Raw genomic sequence first — 14806 nt, forward strand, 5'->3', positions numbered from 1 at the left:
ATATACATAGATTGAATAACGATAGATGGAGGACGCATGATCGCACTCGCGAAAGCAGGGGCCGGCTTCGTCTTCACCGTGATCGTCGTTCTGCAGGTGTGGGTCGTGCCGGGCATCCTCGACGTCGTCGTGGGCTGGGTGCCGGAGCTCGCCGGGCTTCGGGATGCCGGTGTGGTGCTCACCGGCATCCTGTCGCTCTGCGCGCTGGCCGCCCTCGTCTGTCTCTGGCGGCTGCTCACCCGCGCCGACCACGGGCGGCTCTTCGAGGACGGCGCCATCCGCGGGGTCGACGCTCTGATCGGATGCGTCGCCGCGGCGATGATCGTGGTCGTCGTCGGCTGCGGGGTCGCCTTCGGCGCGGGGGCGGGGAGCCGCGCTGTGCTGCTGATGACCGGCCTCGCGATGGTCGCCGGGCTCGGCGTCGCGCTCATTCTTGGGGGGCTGCGCGAGGTGCTCAGGCAGGCGGTTCTGTTGCAGGATCAGGTCGCGGCCGGCGCGCACGCATGAGAGAACCCGCCGTGGAAGGGGTTGCATCGCAGGCGCATGTTGGTTGAAGTGGTGCGATGACAAACGACACCTCGGCTCCACCTGCTCAGGAAAAGCCCGGTCTGAAGCGTGCTGTCGGCACCTGGCTGCTCTTCGCCTTCATCGTGGGCGACACCCTCGGCGCGGGCATCTACACACTCGTCGGAACGATGTCGAAGGACGTCGGCGGCGTCATCTGGCTGCCCCTGCTCATCGCACTCGTCGTCGCCCTCCTGACGGCGGGCACCTACGCGGAGCTCATCACGAAGTACCCCCACGCGGGCGGTGCGGCGCGCTACGTCGACAAGGCGTTCGGTCGCCCGTTCCTGTCGTTCCTCATCGGCTTCCTCATGATGGCGTCCGGCATCACGACCGCGGCGGCCCTCGCGAACGCGTTCGCGGGCGACTACTTCGCGGCGCTGTTCAACCTCCCGCCGATCCCCGTCGCCCTCGGTTTCATCGTCGTGCTGACGCTGATCAACCTGCGCGGCGTGAAGGAGTCCCTCGCCGCGAACATGGTCGCGTCGATGATCGAGGTCACCGGCCTCATCATCATCATCGTCATCGCCGGGATCGTCTTCGGCAGCGGTGGAGGCGAGCCCTCGCGCATCTTCGAGTTCGCGCCCGATGTGGCTCCGCTGCAGGGTGCGTTCGCGGCATCCATCGTCGCGTTCTTCTCGTTCCTCGGGTTCGAGGCCGCGGCCAACATGGCTGAAGAGGTCAAGAACCCGACCCGGTCCTACCCGCGGGCTCTGTTCGGTGCGATCCTCACGGCTGCCGTCGTGTACCTGCTCATCGCCGTGGGCGCTGTCATCGTGGTCGACCCGAACGTCCTCGGGGCGTCGTCGGCTCCTCTGCTCGAGGTCGTGAAGGCGAGCGGCGCGGCCCTGCCGCCGTGGCTGTTCAGCGTCATCGCGCTCATCGCGATCGCGAACGGCGCGCTGCTGTTCATGGTCATGGCGAGCCGCGTCGGGTACGGCCTTGCCGAGTCGGGCCTGCTACCCCACGCGTTCGGCAAGGTCCTTCCGAAGCGTCAGACGCCGTGGGTCTCGATCATCGTGGTCGCCGGTGTCACGATGCTGCTCAGCGTGATCGGCGACATCGGGACGCTCGCGAACACGACGGTGCTGCTGCTTCTGCTGGTCTTCATCTCGGCGAACGTCAGTGTCCTGGTGCTGAAGAAGGACAAGGTCGAGCACTCGCACTTCTCCGTCCCGCGCATCGTGCCGATCCTCGCGATCATCGCGTCGATCGTGCTGCTCACCCAGCAGGAGGGTCCGGTCTGGCTCGGCACCGCGGTGTACGTCGTGGTCGGCGCCGTGCTGTTCTTCTTCGCGCGCGCCGGACGCCGTCGCGGCGACCGCAAGATCGCCGAGCGGACGGGTGCCATCCCCACGGTGGGCGGTCGGTGACTGAAAGGGTCAGCACGCGCTGTATAGTCAGCGTGTGCTGACCCTTTCGTCTCGTCTCGACGTCATGAATCGCCTGGGGCGCGCGATGGCCGACCCGTCGCGGTCCCGCATCCTGCTGTCACTCCTGGAGCGACCCGGCTACCCCGCTGACCTCGCCCGCGACCTCGAGCTGACGCGGACCAACGTCTCGAACCACCTCGCGTGCCTGCGTGGCTGCGGACTCGTCGTGGCGACGCCCGAGGGCCGGCGCACGAGATATGAGATCGCCGACCCGCATCTGACCGCCGGGCTCGCACAGCTGCTCGACGCTGTCGTGGCGGTCGACGCCGGCGAAGAGTGCGCGATCGACGGATGCCGGTGCTGCGGGTGACGGCTCTCGCTGAGGCGCCCCGGAGAGAGCTGCTGCGCCGCCGCATCCGCTGGATCGTCGCCGCAACGATCGCGTACAACCTCATCGAGGCCGTGGTCGCGGTGACGGCCGGGACGATCGCCTCGTCCGCCGCGCTGATCGGTTTCGGGCTCGACTCGACCATCGAGGTGCTGTCGGCGGCGGCGGTGGCGTGGCAGTTCACGCGGCGCGACCCGGAGCGCTGGGAACGGGGGACTCTGCGGGTTATCGCGGTCGCTTTCTTCGCTCTCGCGACTTACGTCACCGTGTCGTCGGTGACGGCGCTGGTCCTTCGCAGCGAACCCGAGACCTCTCCGATCGGGATCGTGCTCACGGCGGTGAGTGTGATCGTCATGCCGTTCCTCTCGCTCGCCGAGCGTCGTGCCGGCAGGGAACTGGGCTCGGCGACGGCGGTGGCCGATTCTCGACAGACCCTCATCTGCACCTATCTCTCGGCTGCGGTCCTCGTCGGGCTCCTGGTCAACGCCGCATTCGGCTGGTGGTGGGCGGATGCCGTCGCCGGCCTGATCATCGCGGTGTTCGCGGTGCGCGAGGGCGTCGAGGCGTGGCGCGGTGACGCGTGCGCGACGTCGGTGGGGATGCTGCTGGAGGACGAGCACAACCACTGATCCGGTCTCGTCAGCTCGACGGTCGGACGCCTGCGGGCACTCGCACGGTTGCGCGCAGTCCCCCCGTCGACCGCGCCGCGAGTGTCAGCTCGCCCCCGTGAGCTCCGACGATCGCGCTGACGATCGCCAATCCGAGCCCGTTCCGCTCCTGATCGGACCGGCGGATGCGGGCTGTGCCGCGCTGGAACGGTTCGGCGAGCGTGGCGACCGCGGCCGGGTCGAGTCTCGCGCCGCCGTTCTCGACGATCAGGACCGCGGCACCGTTATCGCAGTGAGTCGAGACCGTCACGGGTTCAGCCGCATCGCCGTGGATCAGAGCGTTCTGCAGGAGGTTCAGCACAACCTGTCCGAGCAGGCCGGCTGATCCGGACACGATCGTCTCATCGCCGTGGACGACCAACTCGACGCCGCGGGCCTCGGCGAGAGGCAGCAGGGTTTCGACGGCGTCCTCCGCGAGCAGAGACATGTCGACGGATGCCTGGGGGAACCCGCCCCGGTCCGCACGCCCGAGGAGCAGCAGCCCCTCGACCAGTTCGACGCCGCGCTCGTTGACTGCGGTGAGGCGGTCGAGGAGATCATCGACGTCACGATCGGGGTCCGACCGGGCGACGTCGAGCAGAGTCCGCATGATCGCGAGTGGAGTGCGCAGCTCGTGGGACGCGTTGGTCGCGAACCGTCGTTGCTCTTCGACCTGCGATTCGATGCGCTGCAGCATCCCGTCGAAGGAGTCCGCGAGCTCGCGGAACTCGTCTCGCCGACCCGTCATCCGGACACGTGTCGACAGGTCCCCGGCGTCGGCTCGTCGCGTCGCCTGCGTCAGCAGGCGCAGCGGCGCGAGCATCCGCCCAGCGAGGAACCAACCGCCGACGGCACCGGTGACCAGCAAGGCGATCATCGCCGCTCCGGCAGGTGGTGCGAACGCGCGAAGCAGGTCGCGCTGACTCGGGGCGAAACCGGTGCCGGTGAACAACGGCTCGTCGGGAACGTAGCGAAGCAGGAACAGCCACACGATGGTGAGGATGAGCGCGCCCGCGACGAGGGCGAGCACGACGTAGCTCAGGGTGAGCTTGATGCGGGCGCTGAGTCCAGGCGGCCGCGTCACGCGGACGCCTCGATGCGATACCCGACGCCCGGCTCGGTCACGATCAGCCACGGCTCGCCCAGTCGTTTGCGGAGCGCCGACACGGTGATGCGCACGGCGTTGGTGAAGGGGTCGGCGTTCGCGTCCCAGGCCTGCTCGAGCAGGGACTCCGCGCTCACGACCCCGCCCTCGGCCGCGACGAGAACGTCGAGGACGGCGAACTGCTTGCGTGTGAGCGCGACGTAACGACCGTCCCGGTACACCTCGCGGCGGAACGGGTCGACCCGGAGTCCGCCGTACTCCCGAACAGGGGGCCGAACCGACGCGCGGCGCCGGTCGAGGGCGCGCAGACGGAGGACGAGCTCACGAAGCTCGAACGGTTTGGTGAGGTAGTCGTCGGCTCCGAGCTCGAACCCGGACTCCTTGTCGTCGAGGCGGTCCGCGGCCGTCAGCATCAGGATCGGCATCCCGCTGCCGGAGTCGACGATCGAGCGGGCGACCTCATCTCCGGACGGCCCCGGGATGTCGCGGTCGAGGATCGCGATGTCATACGAGCCCACGGCGAGGAGCTCGAGCGCCGTGTCACCGTCGCCGGCGATGTCGGCCGCGATCGCCTCGAGGCGCAGACCGTCGCGGATGGCTTCCGCCATCAGGGGTTCGTCCTCGACGATCAGCACACGCACGTGTCGATCGTACGAAGCCGGCCGTATCGTCGGCGTATCGATTTCCGCGTACGCCCTCGCAACACCGCGACCCGTGGGATGGGGGCATGAGATCCACGGCCCTTCTTGCTCCGCTCGTGTTCGTCCTGGCCGCCGTCGTCGTCGGGACGGCGGGATGCGCCGCCGCGGGGTCGGGCGGAAGCCCCGGCATCCGTCCCGTCCTCTCGCCGATCGACCAGGGAGAGGTCCCCGACGACACGACCGTCTACGACACGGACGTCCCTGCCGTCGCCCGGCTCGACGGCGACCTGCGCGCGGCCCTGACCGCGGCATCCGACCGGGCGGCGGGCGAGGACATCACGCTCCGGATCAACAGCGGGTGGCGCTCGCCGGAGATGCAGGAACGTCTGCTGCGCGACGCCGTCTCGACGTACGGGTCGCTCGACGAGGCGTCGCGCTGGGTGGCGACTCCCGAGACGTCGGCGCACGTGTCGGGCGACGCCGTGGACGTGGGCCCGTTCGACGGCGCCTACTGGCTCGATCTTCACGGGGCCGAGTTCGGCCTGTGCCGGACGTACGTCAACGAACCCTGGCACTTCGAGCTCCGCCCCGATGCGCCGATGGTCGGATGCCCGGACCAGTACCTCGATCCGACCGAGGATCCGCGGATGGCGGGATGATCCGATCCGGGTCGCGCGCGCAGCCGTAGGCTGGCTCGCATGAGCGACGGCGCAGGCGAGAACTGGTCCCGGAACATCCGCTACTCGGCTGAGCGGTTCGTCGCGCCGCGGACGGTCGACGAACTGCGCGAGGTGGTCGCCGCATCCGATTCGGTGAAGGCGCTGGGCTCGCGTCACTCGTTCACGCGCATCGCCGATACGGCGGGGACGCTGGTGTCGACGGCCGAGCTCGACCTTCCAATCCGAGTGGATGCCGCGCAGAAGCGGGTGCGCGTCGGAGGCGGCGTTCGCTACGGAGAGCTGGCGCAGGAGCTCGACCGGCAGGGGTGGGCGCTCGCGAACCTGGCGTCGCTGCCGCACATCTCGGTCGCCGGCGCCGTCAGCACGGGCACGCACGGGTCGGGCGTGGGCAACCACTCGCTCGCCGCGGCGGTGACGGGTCTCGAGCTGGTCACTTCGACAGGCGAGCTGGTTCAGCTGACCGAACGCGACGACGCGCTCGCGGGGGCCGTCGTCGGTCTCGGCGCACTCGGGATCGTGACGACCGTCGAACTCGCGATCGAGCCGTCGTACGAGGTCGCGCAGACGGTCTACGAGAATGTGCCGCTCGAAGCGGTCCGCAAGAACTTCGACGTCATCGCCGGTTCGGCGTACAGCGTCTCGTTCTTCACGACGTTCCGAGAGGACATGTACGTCGACCAGGTGTGGCGCAAGGAGCGGACGGATGCCGCGGCGACCCCGATCCCCGCGGCGCTGCGCGATCGCGAGGCGTCGGGCGCCCGGCATCCGCTCCCCGGTGTCTCTGCCGCGTCGTGCACCGTGCAGGGCGGGAAGGCGGGGCGCTGGCTCGACCGCCTGCCGCACTTCAAGCTGGAGTTCACGCCGTCGAACGGCGAGGAGCTGCAGTCGGAGTTCCTGTTGCCGTTCGCCGACGCGGTGGCCGCGTTCGACGCGGTGCGAGAGCTGAAGGATCGGCTGAAGCCCGTCCTTCAGGTGTGCGAGGTGCGCACGATCGCCGGCGACGACCTGTGGCTCTCGCCCAGCTCGGGCCGAGACTCGGTCGCGTTCCACTTCACCTGGACCGACGACGAGGCCGGGGTGGCCGAGGTGCTGCCCGAGCTCGAGGCCGCGCTGGCCCCCTTCGGTGCGCGGCCGCACTGGGGCAAGGTCTTCACCCCGCGCGATCCCGCGGAGCTGTACCCGCGGTGGGCGGAGTTCGTCCAGCTGCAGCGGGCGCTGGACCCTCGCGGTGCGTTCGTGAACGACTACCTCCGCGCGGTCGGACTGTAGGGCGGGCGGGGCGCTCCTGCGTGCGGGGCGCTGCTCGCGACCGCACGGATCGGCGTCAGTCAAAAGGGTGCCGGGTCTCCGGGGTGTGTGGTGGCAGGTGTGAAGGCGACGGCCGGGGTGGGTGCGTCTTCGCGGTAGATCCTGCCGAGGGGTGAGGTCCATTCGAGGACTCCACCCTTCAGTTGTCGGACCCGCCACGCGGTGAACTGCTTCATCGAATGATGCCGTTGGCACAAGTGGGCCAGGTTGGAAAGTTCCGTCTTGCCGCCGAGGGCGTGGTCGTGCGTGTGGTCGACCTCACACCGGATCGCGGCGACCCGGCATCCCGGAAACCGGCAGTGCTGGTCGCGGGCTTGCAGGAACCTGCGCATGCCGGAGGGCACGCGGTAGGAGTCGGTTGAGACGGTGACTCCGGTGGTGGGGTCGTGGAACAGACGCTCCCATGTGTGCGTCGCACCGGCGAGAAGGCGGGCGGTGGCCGGGTCGATGGGCGAGCGGCCGGCAAGATCGCACGGACCGTCGTCCGCTCCGGTGAGTGTCGCCGCAGGGACGAGCACTTGCACGCGGGCGCGGATCGCGCCCAGCGGCCCGGCGGTCGTGTCGCGCGTGTCATCCAACGCCGGGGTTCCCGCGAGGAGCAGGTCCGCGAACACGTCCGCGCGGACCTGATCGGTCGAGCGCGCGTCGGTCGCGACGACCTCCGAGTTCGCGGCGCGTTCGTCTCTCGTGTCGACGATCGCCCGCGCCTGCTGCGTGAGCCGAGCGTGGATCCCCTCCGCAATCACGGTCGGGAGAGTCGCGATCAGATCCGACATCCCATCCCGCCCCGGGATCACCCGCACGCACCGCCCCGCCGCGGCCTCTTCATGCCTTTCCGCGAACGATCGCGGGTGCATCCGGTGCGCGAGGATTTCCAGCTCACCTCGCACCCGGTTCGGCGTCTCACCTTCGCACCGTTCGATCGCTATGGTCTCGAACTCCGCCCACAACTCAGCCGGCAGGTTCACCCCAGCGTCGACGATCGCCCTCACATGCCCCTGCACGATCCGGCCGGCCTCCCACGCGGCTACCGCCGCGGGGAATCCTTCGATCGTCACCCGGGCTTCGCCGATCCGACGCTGCACGGTGCGGTCGGTGGTCCGCATCGCCCCGGCGACTTCGGCCGAGATGGACCGCAGCACCATGTCGTGCAGGGTCACTCTCGCGTTCAAGTGCGCGCCCTGCTCCTCCGCCAACCGGCCCGCGGCAGTGAGCGTACGGAGCTGCGCGATCTGCACGGCGGCCATCCGCCGCTCAACGTCCTCGACGTCCGCAACGATCCCCGCGATGGCCGCGAGATACGCCTCGCCACCGGGGGTTTCCATCGCTTCCGTCATACCTGCACTCTTGCACCAACCTCCGACATCGAGACCCCGAAAACCGCCGGAATCCGCGCTCCGGCGACACCTTGCAGATGAGAGATCGTTCATCCTCGGAAGCGTCGCGGTACCGAGCACCTCGTCGACGCAGACCCCTGCCTTTGCGGCATCCTGAAACCACCCCACAAGCGCTCCCAGAGGACCGATGCCCCACCTCCGCACCCGACCCGGCGACCACGACGCGACGGTCAGCTTCTTCATCGTCCGCACCGACGGCCCGGAAGCGCGCCTGACCTACCACCTGCACCTCAAGGCGCAGAAGCTCATGATGTTCGGCGGACACATCGAGCGCGACGAGACGCCGTGGGCCGCGGTGTTGCGCGAGCTCGTCGAGGAATCCGGCTACCAGCCGTCGCAGGTGCGCGTCCTGCAGCCGCGCGTCCGGATGAGGCAGGTGACGGATGCTGCGGCCCACCCGGTCCCCGTCATGTCGTCCACCGCCTGCACCTCCGCCGAACCGGCACACTTCCACACTGATCTGCTCTACGCCCTCGTCACCGACGAGGAGCCGGTGGGCGCTCCGGATGCCGGTGAGTCCACGGACATCCGCTTGGTCACGCGCAGCGAACTCGGCCGCATCCCCGACGAGGACATCGTGGAGATGTGGCGCGAGGCCGGACGGTTCATCCTCGATGAGATCCTCGACGCCTGGGAACCCGTTGCGATGGCCGACTACCCGGTCGCCGCGCCGCTCGTCGGCTGAGCGTCAGGCCTCGTCCGTCTCGACGTCGCCGTTCGCGATGGCGTCGGCGTAGGTGCGCAGGTCCGGACCCGGCTCCCAATCGATGAACTTGTCCTTCAGCGTGCCGGTCAATGCCGCGAAGGCCTCGTCCGAGGTCATCGCGCCCGACCCCGCGAGGTCCACGACGGCCTCCCGTAGGACGCGGTCGGCGTCGTCGAGGATCTTGCCGCGTGCTTCGTCGTTCCATCGGATCTCTGAGCTCTTCATGCCGGGACGGTAGCCCGCCGGCGGACACCGCAATCCGGGGTTGCGCTCCTGCGCACGATGCGCTTGCGCTCCGTACCCCATCGCCGCACCCCTGGCAACCGCATACCTCGTACCCGGCCCAGGCCGAAGGATGGCCGAAGCGGTCGAAGCTCGACTCCTCGGGTGGATCTGCCCGGTCGGGCTCCCGCAGGAGGAGTCGCCGTGAGCAGCACCACATCCCGAGGCGTCGCCGTCGTCACCGGCGGCAGTGCAGGACTCGGCCGCTCGATCGTCCGCGAGCTCGCCGACCGCGGCTGGGATGTCGCCGTCCTCGCCCGCGGCCGTGACGGGGTGGATGCCGCCACCGCCGAGGTCCGTGCGAAGGGACGCCGCGCCCACGGCATCTCGGTAGACGTCGCCGACCACGCCGCGCTCGACGCCGCCGCATCCGAGGTCGAAGCGGAGCTCGGTGAGATCGACCTGTGGGTCAACAACGTCATGACGGGATCGATCGCCCCCTTCCTCGACACCACCCCCGAGGACTACGAGCGGGCGACGCAGGTCACCTACCTCGGCACGGTCAACGGCACCCGTTCCGCGCTCCGACGGATGCGTGTGCGCGACCGCGGGCACATCATCCAGATCGGGTCGGCTCTCGCCCACCGCGGCATCCCGCTCCAGGCGGCCTACTGCGGCTCGAAGCACGCCGTCCACGGGTTCACCGACTCGGTCGTCTCGGAACTGACCCACGAGAACAGCGCCGTCGCCGTCTCGATCGTCGACATGCCCGCGCTGAACACGACCCAGTTCGGCTGGGTGAAGTCGCCCTTCTCGAAGCACCCGCAGCCGGTCCCGCCGATCTATCAGCCCGAGGTCGGAGCGCGCGCCGTCGGCGACGTCGCCGACAAGCCCCGCCGCCGCACCTGGGTGGGGGAGTCGACCGTCGGACTCGTCCTCGGCACCCGCGTCGCGGGCCGTTTCATGGACTGGTACCTCGCCAAGAACGCCTGGGAGGGCCAGTTCGCCGACGACAAGGGCTCGTCGACGACACCGCCGAACCTGTACGAACCGGTTCCCGGCGATCACGGAGCCCACGGCGCATTCGACGACCGGGCGCGCGGCGAGAGCATCCAGACCCGCGCGCTGCGGCACCGGCCCGAGCTGTACTCCGCGGCATCCGTCGCCGTCGTCGCAGCACTCGCCGGGGTCGTGAAGCTGCTGCGGCGCTGAGTCCTCCCGGGCCGCGCAGGCCCCGGGTAGCATCCCTACTCGTGCCCGCCTATTTCGAACGAACCGACGTCACCAGGTTCCAGCCGACGACATTCACCGGCGGAGCCTGGAACGTCACCGAGCAGCACGTCGCCCCGCCGATCGGCCTGCTCGCCCACGCGATCGAGGCCGATCACGCGGCGCGCAGCCCGCAGCCGATGCAGCTCTCGCGGCTGTCGGTGGACATCCTCGGGGTGATCCCGATCGACGAGGTCGAGGTGACCTGCAGGGTGCTGCGCCCGGGGCGGAGCATCGAGCTCGTCGAAGCGACCCTCGCGCACGCGGGCCGGCCGGCCCTGAGCGCACGCGCCTGGCTGATGCACACGCGCGACACCGACGCGCTCGCCGGATCCGCGCACCCCGCGATGCCGCCGCGCGACGCGATCGAGCGCGTAGACCCCTCGTCGGCCTGGCCCGGTGAGTTCATCGCCACGGTGGGGGAGGTGCGCCGCCGGCAGGAGGCCCCCGGTCGCGCGTGGACGTGGATCCTCCCCGCCGTGCCGCTCCTCGAGGGCGAGGCCGTATCGACGACCGCGCGCCTCGTCTCGCTCATCGACATCGCCAACGGTGTCACCCCACGCGCCGACCCCCGCGACGTCGCCTTCCCGAACCTCGACCTCACCCTGCACCTCGTGCGGCAGCCCGAGGACGGCTGGATCGGTTTCGACACCACGGTCTCCTTCGGCGCGACCGGCCTCGGTATGACCCATACGGTCCTCCACGACGAACGCGGTGTCGTCGGCTCCGTCGTCCAATCCCTCACCGTGAGGCCGCACCGATGACCCTCCCCCTCGCAGGAAAGAACGCCCTCGTCACGGGCGTCTCGCGCCGTCGCGGCATTGGCTTCGCGGTCGCCTCCCGCCTCGCCGAGCTCGGCGCGAGCGTCTTCGTGCAGCACTGGCGGCCGCACGACCTCGATCAGCCGTGGGGCGGGGACGACCTCGATGCGGTGCGCGGCGGCATCCGCTCTTCCCTCGTCGGCGACGCGAGCTTCGGCGACGTCGAGGCGGATCTGACGGATGCGGATACGGTCCCCGGTCTCATCGACGCCGCATCCGCGCTCACCGGGCGCCTCGACATCCTCGTGTGCAACCACGCCAAGAGCGGCGACGACGGCAGCATCCTCGACATGACCGCCGACCGGCTCGACGCGTTCTGGGAGACGAACACCCGCTCGACGCTGCTGCTCACCGCCGAGTTCGCCCGCCGTCTGGCGCCGCCGCAGTCGGGTCAGCGGCGCCCGGGCGACGCGATCGAGGGCGCGAAACCGTACGCCGAGCCGACCGGTCGCGTGTTCTGGATGACCTCGGGGCAGGGCCACGGCGCGATGCGCGGCGAGGTCGCGTACGCGACGAGCAAGGCGGCGCTCGCAGGCATCACCCGCACGGTCGCGGCGGAACTGCTCGAACTCGGGATCGTCCTGAACACCGTCAACCCGGGCCCCGTCAACACGGGCTACATGGACCCCGACACCGCCGACCGCGACACCTCCGCGCTCGAGGAGTGGCTCGGATCGACGCCGTTCGGCCGGGTCGGCGTTCCGACCGATCCCGCCGCGCTCATCGGCTGGCTGTCGACCACCGAGGGCGCCTGGATCGTCGGGCAGGTGCTCACCAGCGACGGCGGCTTCAGCCTGTAAGGCGACATCCGCACGACGCCTGGTGCAGGAGTCGCCTCGCCAGGCGGCGCAGGCATCACCCGCACCTCGGGTCGTGCATTCGTCACCGAGACCTGGTGCGAGCACGGCCGATGTGGTGGGATCGGCCCATGAGAGCGGGGTCGCCGGGGCGCGCGGTGCTGTGGGGTGTCGTCGCGCTGATCCTCGCGACGATCGTCCTCGCCCCGGTCATCGGCGTCGGACGCTGCGCGGACTCGATCGTCCCGGGGCAGTCGTTCTGCGAGTCGTACACGACGACGTTCGCGGGTTTCCGCATGGACGTGTGGCCCTGGCTCATCGCCGTCGTCGCCATCGTGCTGGTGACCGCCGTCATCGCGGTCCGTCGCCGCGGCGACCCGGCGGCTTAGAGTCTCTTCAGCACCCGTCACCGACGATGGGTGCTGCGGAGGAGACGCACGCATGACAACGGATGCCGCGGACGCGATCGTCGTCGGAGCGGGACTCGCGGGGCTGATCGCCGCCTCCGAGCTCCTCGACGCCGGCAAGCGTGTCCTCATCGTCGAGCAGGAGCCCGAGGCGAGCTTCGGCGGGCAGGCGTGGTGGTCGTTCGGCGGCCTGTTCCTCGTCGATTCGCCCGAGCAGCGGCGCCTCGGGGTGAAGGACTCGCTCGAGCTCGCCCGGCAGGACTGGTTCGGCTCCGCCGGCTTCGACCGGCCCGAGGACCGCTGGCCGCGCGCGTGGGCCGAGGCGTACCTCGAGTTCGCCGCCGGTGAGAAACGGGCATGGCTGCGGGAGCGCGGCATCCGCTTCTTCCCCGTCGTGGGATGGGCCGAGCGCGGCGGCGACCGGGCGACCGCGCACGGGAACTCCGTGCCGCGGTTCCACATCACGTGGGGCACCGGGCCCGGCGTCCTCGAACCCTTCGTCCGCCGCGTGCTCGCGGGTGTCGCAACCGGTCGCGCCCGCATCGCCTTCCGGCACCGGGTCGACCGGCTCGAGGTCGAGGGCGGCGCGGTCGTCGGCGTGAGCGGCGCGGTCCTCGCCCCCGACACCGCTGAGCGCGGCGCCCCGAGCAACCGCGACGAGACGGGCGAGTTCTCGTTCCGCGCCGGCGCGGTGCTCGTCTCGAGCGGCGGCATCGGCGGCAACCACGACCTGGTCCGCGCGCAGTGGCCCGCCCGCATGGGGCGTGCGCCCGAGACGATGCTCTCCGGCGTTCCCGCGCACGTCGACGGACGGATGCTGGGGGTCGCCGAGACCGCCGGAGCCCACCTCATCAACGGCGACCGCATGTGGCACTACGTCGAGGGCATCCAGAACCACAGCCCGGTGTGGCCGAGCCACGGCATCCGCATCCTGCCGGGTCCCTCGTCGCTGTGGCTGGATGCCACCGGTCACCGCCTGCCCACCCCCCTGTTCCCGGGCTTCGACACGATCGGCACGCTCGAACACATCGTGCGTGGAGGCCACGACCACAGCTGGTTCGTGCTCAACCAGGCGATCCTGAAGAAGGAGTTCGCGCTGTCGGGCAGCGAGCAGAACCCCGACCTCACCGGGAAGGACGTGCGACTCCTCGCGCAGCGGCTGAAGGGTGACCGGGCGACGGCACCCGTCGAGGCGTTCAAGGAGCGCGGCGCGGACTTCATCGTCGCCGACACGGTTCCGCAGTTGCTCGAGCGGATGCGGGCGGCATCCGCTCTGCTCGACATCGATCGCGTGCGCCTCGAACTCGAGGCCCGCGACCGCGAGATGACGAATCCGTTCACGAAGGACGCGCAGGTCACCGCCGTCCGGCAGGCGCGGCGCTACCGCGGCGACAAACTGCTGCGCGTCGCGACACCGGGCCCGATCGCCGACCCGAAGAACGGACCGCTCATCGCGGTGAAGCTGCACGTCATCACGCGGAAGAGCCTCGGCGGCATCGAGACCGACCTGTCCGGCCGTGCGCTCGCCGCTTCGGGTGAGCCGATCCCGGGCCTGTACGCCGCGGGCGAGGCGAGCGGCTTCGGCGGGGGCGGCGTGCACGGGTACCGTGCGCTCGAGGGCACCTTCCTCGGCGGCTGCATCTTCTCGGGACGCGCCGCCGGCCGCGCGATGGCCGCCGCCGTCTGATCCGAGCGCGTTCCCCTGTCGCAACACGCCGCGCGGAGCCGCACTTCGTGACAGGCGAGCGGCGTCCTGGCCTCGCCCGATCGTTCCCCTGTCGCAACACGCCGCGCGGAGCCGCACTCTGTGACAGGCGAGCGGCGTCCTAGGCGACGGCGCCGGTCTGCGGCGGCTGGATCGGGGTGGAGCCGGTCAAAGGGAGCACGATCGACTCGGCGAGGGGGCGCGCCGCCTCGCGAAGCTGGTCGAGCGCGCTGCGGGTGCGTGCTTTCACCGTGGCCAGGGGAGTGCCCGTCATCTCGGCGATCTCGGGCTGGCTGTGGCCGCCGAAGTAGGAGAGCGAGACGACCTGTTCCTGCTCGTCGGGGAGCTTTCGAAGTGCCCGGTGACTGGCCGCGGTGCGATCCGGGGTGTGCGCCTCGGCGCCGGCGGGCCGCGCGTCGCGCAGGCTCTCGACGGCGTGCCGGTGGACGATGGCCAGGATCCAGGTGCGCGGGGACGTCCGGCGCGTCGAGTACCGTCGCGCCTCGTTCCACACCGACACGAAGGCGCTCTGCAGCACCTGCTCGGCGAGATGTCGGTCATCGGTCACGCGCACGGCGACGGCGAACGCCGCCGCGGATGTCGCGTCGTAGAGACGCGTGAAAGAGGCGACGTCGCCGGATGCCGACCGGGCGATGAGTCGCGCCAGCGCGGCATCCGTCGCGGACGCGGGTGTTTCGGACATGACTGAATGGTGCGCTTCCGCGACCCCCGCAACGAGCGCTTGCCGCCCGGTCGGGAGAGTGCTAGGAGATTCC

17 protein-coding genes are annotated in these 14806 nt (G+C 70.2%); 12 read left to right on the forward strand and 5 right to left on the reverse strand.

Annotation, left to right across the window (positions count from 1 at the left end; genetic code table 11):
• Window positions 1-36 precede the first annotated feature (36 nt).
• From AC4NN1_RS10505 to AC4NN1_RS10520, 4 genes are read left to right on the forward strand one after another with little or no spacing between them, the layout of a single operon-like run.
• On the forward strand, window positions 37-507 hold the full coding sequence (locus AC4NN1_RS10505; protein WP_491955261.1) for a DUF2975 domain-containing protein: 471 nt from the start codon (window positions 37-39) through the stop codon (window positions 505-507).
• Window positions 508-563: 56 nt separating this feature from the next.
• Entirely contained in the window at window positions 564-1937 is a 1374-nt protein-coding gene (locus tag AC4NN1_RS10510) for an APC family permease (protein WP_020098369.1), read from the forward strand.
• 34 nt (window positions 1938-1971) lie between these two features.
• Entirely contained in the window at window positions 1972-2307 is a 336-nt protein-coding gene (gene cmtR / locus AC4NN1_RS10515) for a Cd(II)/Pb(II)-sensing metalloregulatory transcriptional regulator CmtR (RefSeq protein ID WP_020098370.1), read from the forward strand.
• Window positions 2289-2954, forward strand: coding sequence for a cation diffusion facilitator family transporter (locus AC4NN1_RS10520; RefSeq protein ID WP_491955262.1), 666 nt, complete (start codon window positions 2289-2291; stop codon window positions 2952-2954). Before cmtR ends, AC4NN1_RS10520 begins: the two co-directional genes overlap by 19 nt.
• A gap of 10 nt (window positions 2955-2964) precedes the next feature.
• Here the strand turns inward: AC4NN1_RS10520 and AC4NN1_RS10525 are convergent, their stop codons facing one another.
• Together AC4NN1_RS10525 and AC4NN1_RS10530 are read right to left on the reverse strand one after the other, a co-directional pair.
• Window positions 2965-4056, reverse strand: a complete 1092-nt coding sequence (locus tag AC4NN1_RS10525; RefSeq protein WP_491955263.1) for a sensor histidine kinase — start codon at window positions 4054-4056, stop codon at window positions 2965-2967.
• Window positions 4053-4718, reverse strand: coding sequence for a response regulator transcription factor (locus tag AC4NN1_RS10530; protein ID WP_311858362.1), 666 nt, complete (start codon window positions 4716-4718; stop codon window positions 4053-4055). Before AC4NN1_RS10530 ends, AC4NN1_RS10525 begins: the two co-directional genes overlap by 4 nt.
• 86 nt (window positions 4719-4804) lie before the next feature.
• Between AC4NN1_RS10530 and AC4NN1_RS10535 the strand changes: the two genes are divergently transcribed.
• Together AC4NN1_RS10535 and AC4NN1_RS10540 are read left to right on the forward strand one after the other, a co-directional pair.
• Window positions 4805-5377: a M15 family metallopeptidase gene (locus AC4NN1_RS10535; RefSeq protein ID WP_491955264.1), complete on the forward strand. Its 573-nt coding sequence runs from the start codon at window positions 4805-4807 to the stop codon at window positions 5375-5377.
• Window positions 5378-5416: 39 nt separating this feature from the next.
• Window positions 5417-6667, forward strand: a complete 1251-nt coding sequence (locus tag AC4NN1_RS10540) for an FAD-binding protein (RefSeq protein WP_491955265.1) — start codon at window positions 5417-5419, stop codon at window positions 6665-6667.
• A 59-nt stretch (window positions 6668-6726) separates the two neighbouring features.
• On the opposite strand, the gene AC4NN1_RS10545 is transcribed toward AC4NN1_RS10540, so the two are convergent.
• Window positions 6727-8043, reverse strand: a complete 1317-nt coding sequence (locus AC4NN1_RS10545) for an HNH endonuclease signature motif containing protein (RefSeq protein ID WP_491955266.1) — start codon at window positions 8041-8043, stop codon at window positions 6727-6729.
• A gap of 187 nt (window positions 8044-8230) precedes the next feature.
• On the opposite strand from AC4NN1_RS10545, the gene AC4NN1_RS10550 reads away from it, so the two are divergent.
• Window positions 8231-8788 carry an NUDIX domain-containing protein gene (locus tag AC4NN1_RS10550; RefSeq protein WP_491955267.1) on the forward strand — a complete coding sequence of 186 codons (558 nt, stop codon included), beginning with the start codon at window positions 8231-8233 and terminating at the stop codon, window positions 8786-8788.
• A 3-nt stretch (window positions 8789-8791) separates the two neighbouring features.
• Here the strand turns inward: AC4NN1_RS10550 and AC4NN1_RS10555 are convergent, their stop codons facing one another.
• Window positions 8792-9034 carry a hypothetical protein gene (locus AC4NN1_RS10555; RefSeq protein ID WP_020098378.1) on the reverse strand — a complete coding sequence of 81 codons (243 nt, stop codon included), beginning with the start codon at window positions 9032-9034 and terminating at the stop codon, window positions 8792-8794.
• A gap of 201 nt (window positions 9035-9235) precedes the next feature.
• Between AC4NN1_RS10555 and AC4NN1_RS10560 the strand changes: the two genes are divergently transcribed.
• The 5 genes from AC4NN1_RS10560 (at window position 9236) to AC4NN1_RS10580 (ending at window position 14012) form a co-directional block, all read left to right on the forward strand.
• Window positions 9236-10243: an SDR family oxidoreductase gene (locus tag AC4NN1_RS10560; protein ID WP_491955268.1), complete on the forward strand. Its 1008-nt coding sequence runs from the start codon at window positions 9236-9238 to the stop codon at window positions 10241-10243.
• 41 nt (window positions 10244-10284) lie between these two features.
• Window positions 10285-11064, forward strand: a complete 780-nt coding sequence (locus tag AC4NN1_RS10565) for a thioesterase family protein (RefSeq protein ID WP_491955269.1) — start codon at window positions 10285-10287, stop codon at window positions 11062-11064.
• Window positions 11061-11921 carry an SDR family oxidoreductase gene (locus AC4NN1_RS10570; protein WP_363455546.1) on the forward strand — a complete coding sequence of 287 codons (861 nt, stop codon included), beginning with the start codon at window positions 11061-11063 and terminating at the stop codon, window positions 11919-11921. Before AC4NN1_RS10565 ends, AC4NN1_RS10570 begins: the two co-directional genes overlap by 4 nt.
• Window positions 11922-12049: 128 nt before the next feature.
• On the forward strand, window positions 12050-12307 hold the full coding sequence (locus tag AC4NN1_RS10575; protein ID WP_491955270.1) for a hypothetical protein: 258 nt from the start codon (window positions 12050-12052) through the stop codon (window positions 12305-12307).
• Window positions 12308-12359: 52 nt separating this feature from the next.
• Entirely contained in the window at window positions 12360-14012 is a 1653-nt protein-coding gene (locus tag AC4NN1_RS10580; protein WP_491955271.1) for an FAD-binding dehydrogenase, read from the forward strand.
• A gap of 139 nt (window positions 14013-14151) precedes the next feature.
• On the opposite strand, the gene AC4NN1_RS10585 is transcribed toward AC4NN1_RS10580, so the two are convergent.
• Window positions 14152-14733 (reverse strand): RNA polymerase sigma factor, encoded by a 582-nt coding sequence (locus AC4NN1_RS10585; protein WP_491955272.1) that lies wholly within the window; start codon window positions 14731-14733, stop codon window positions 14152-14154.
• Window positions 14734-14806 lie beyond the last annotated feature (73 nt).

Source organism: Microbacterium sp. MDV22-iso44 (genome assembly GCF_058629135.1).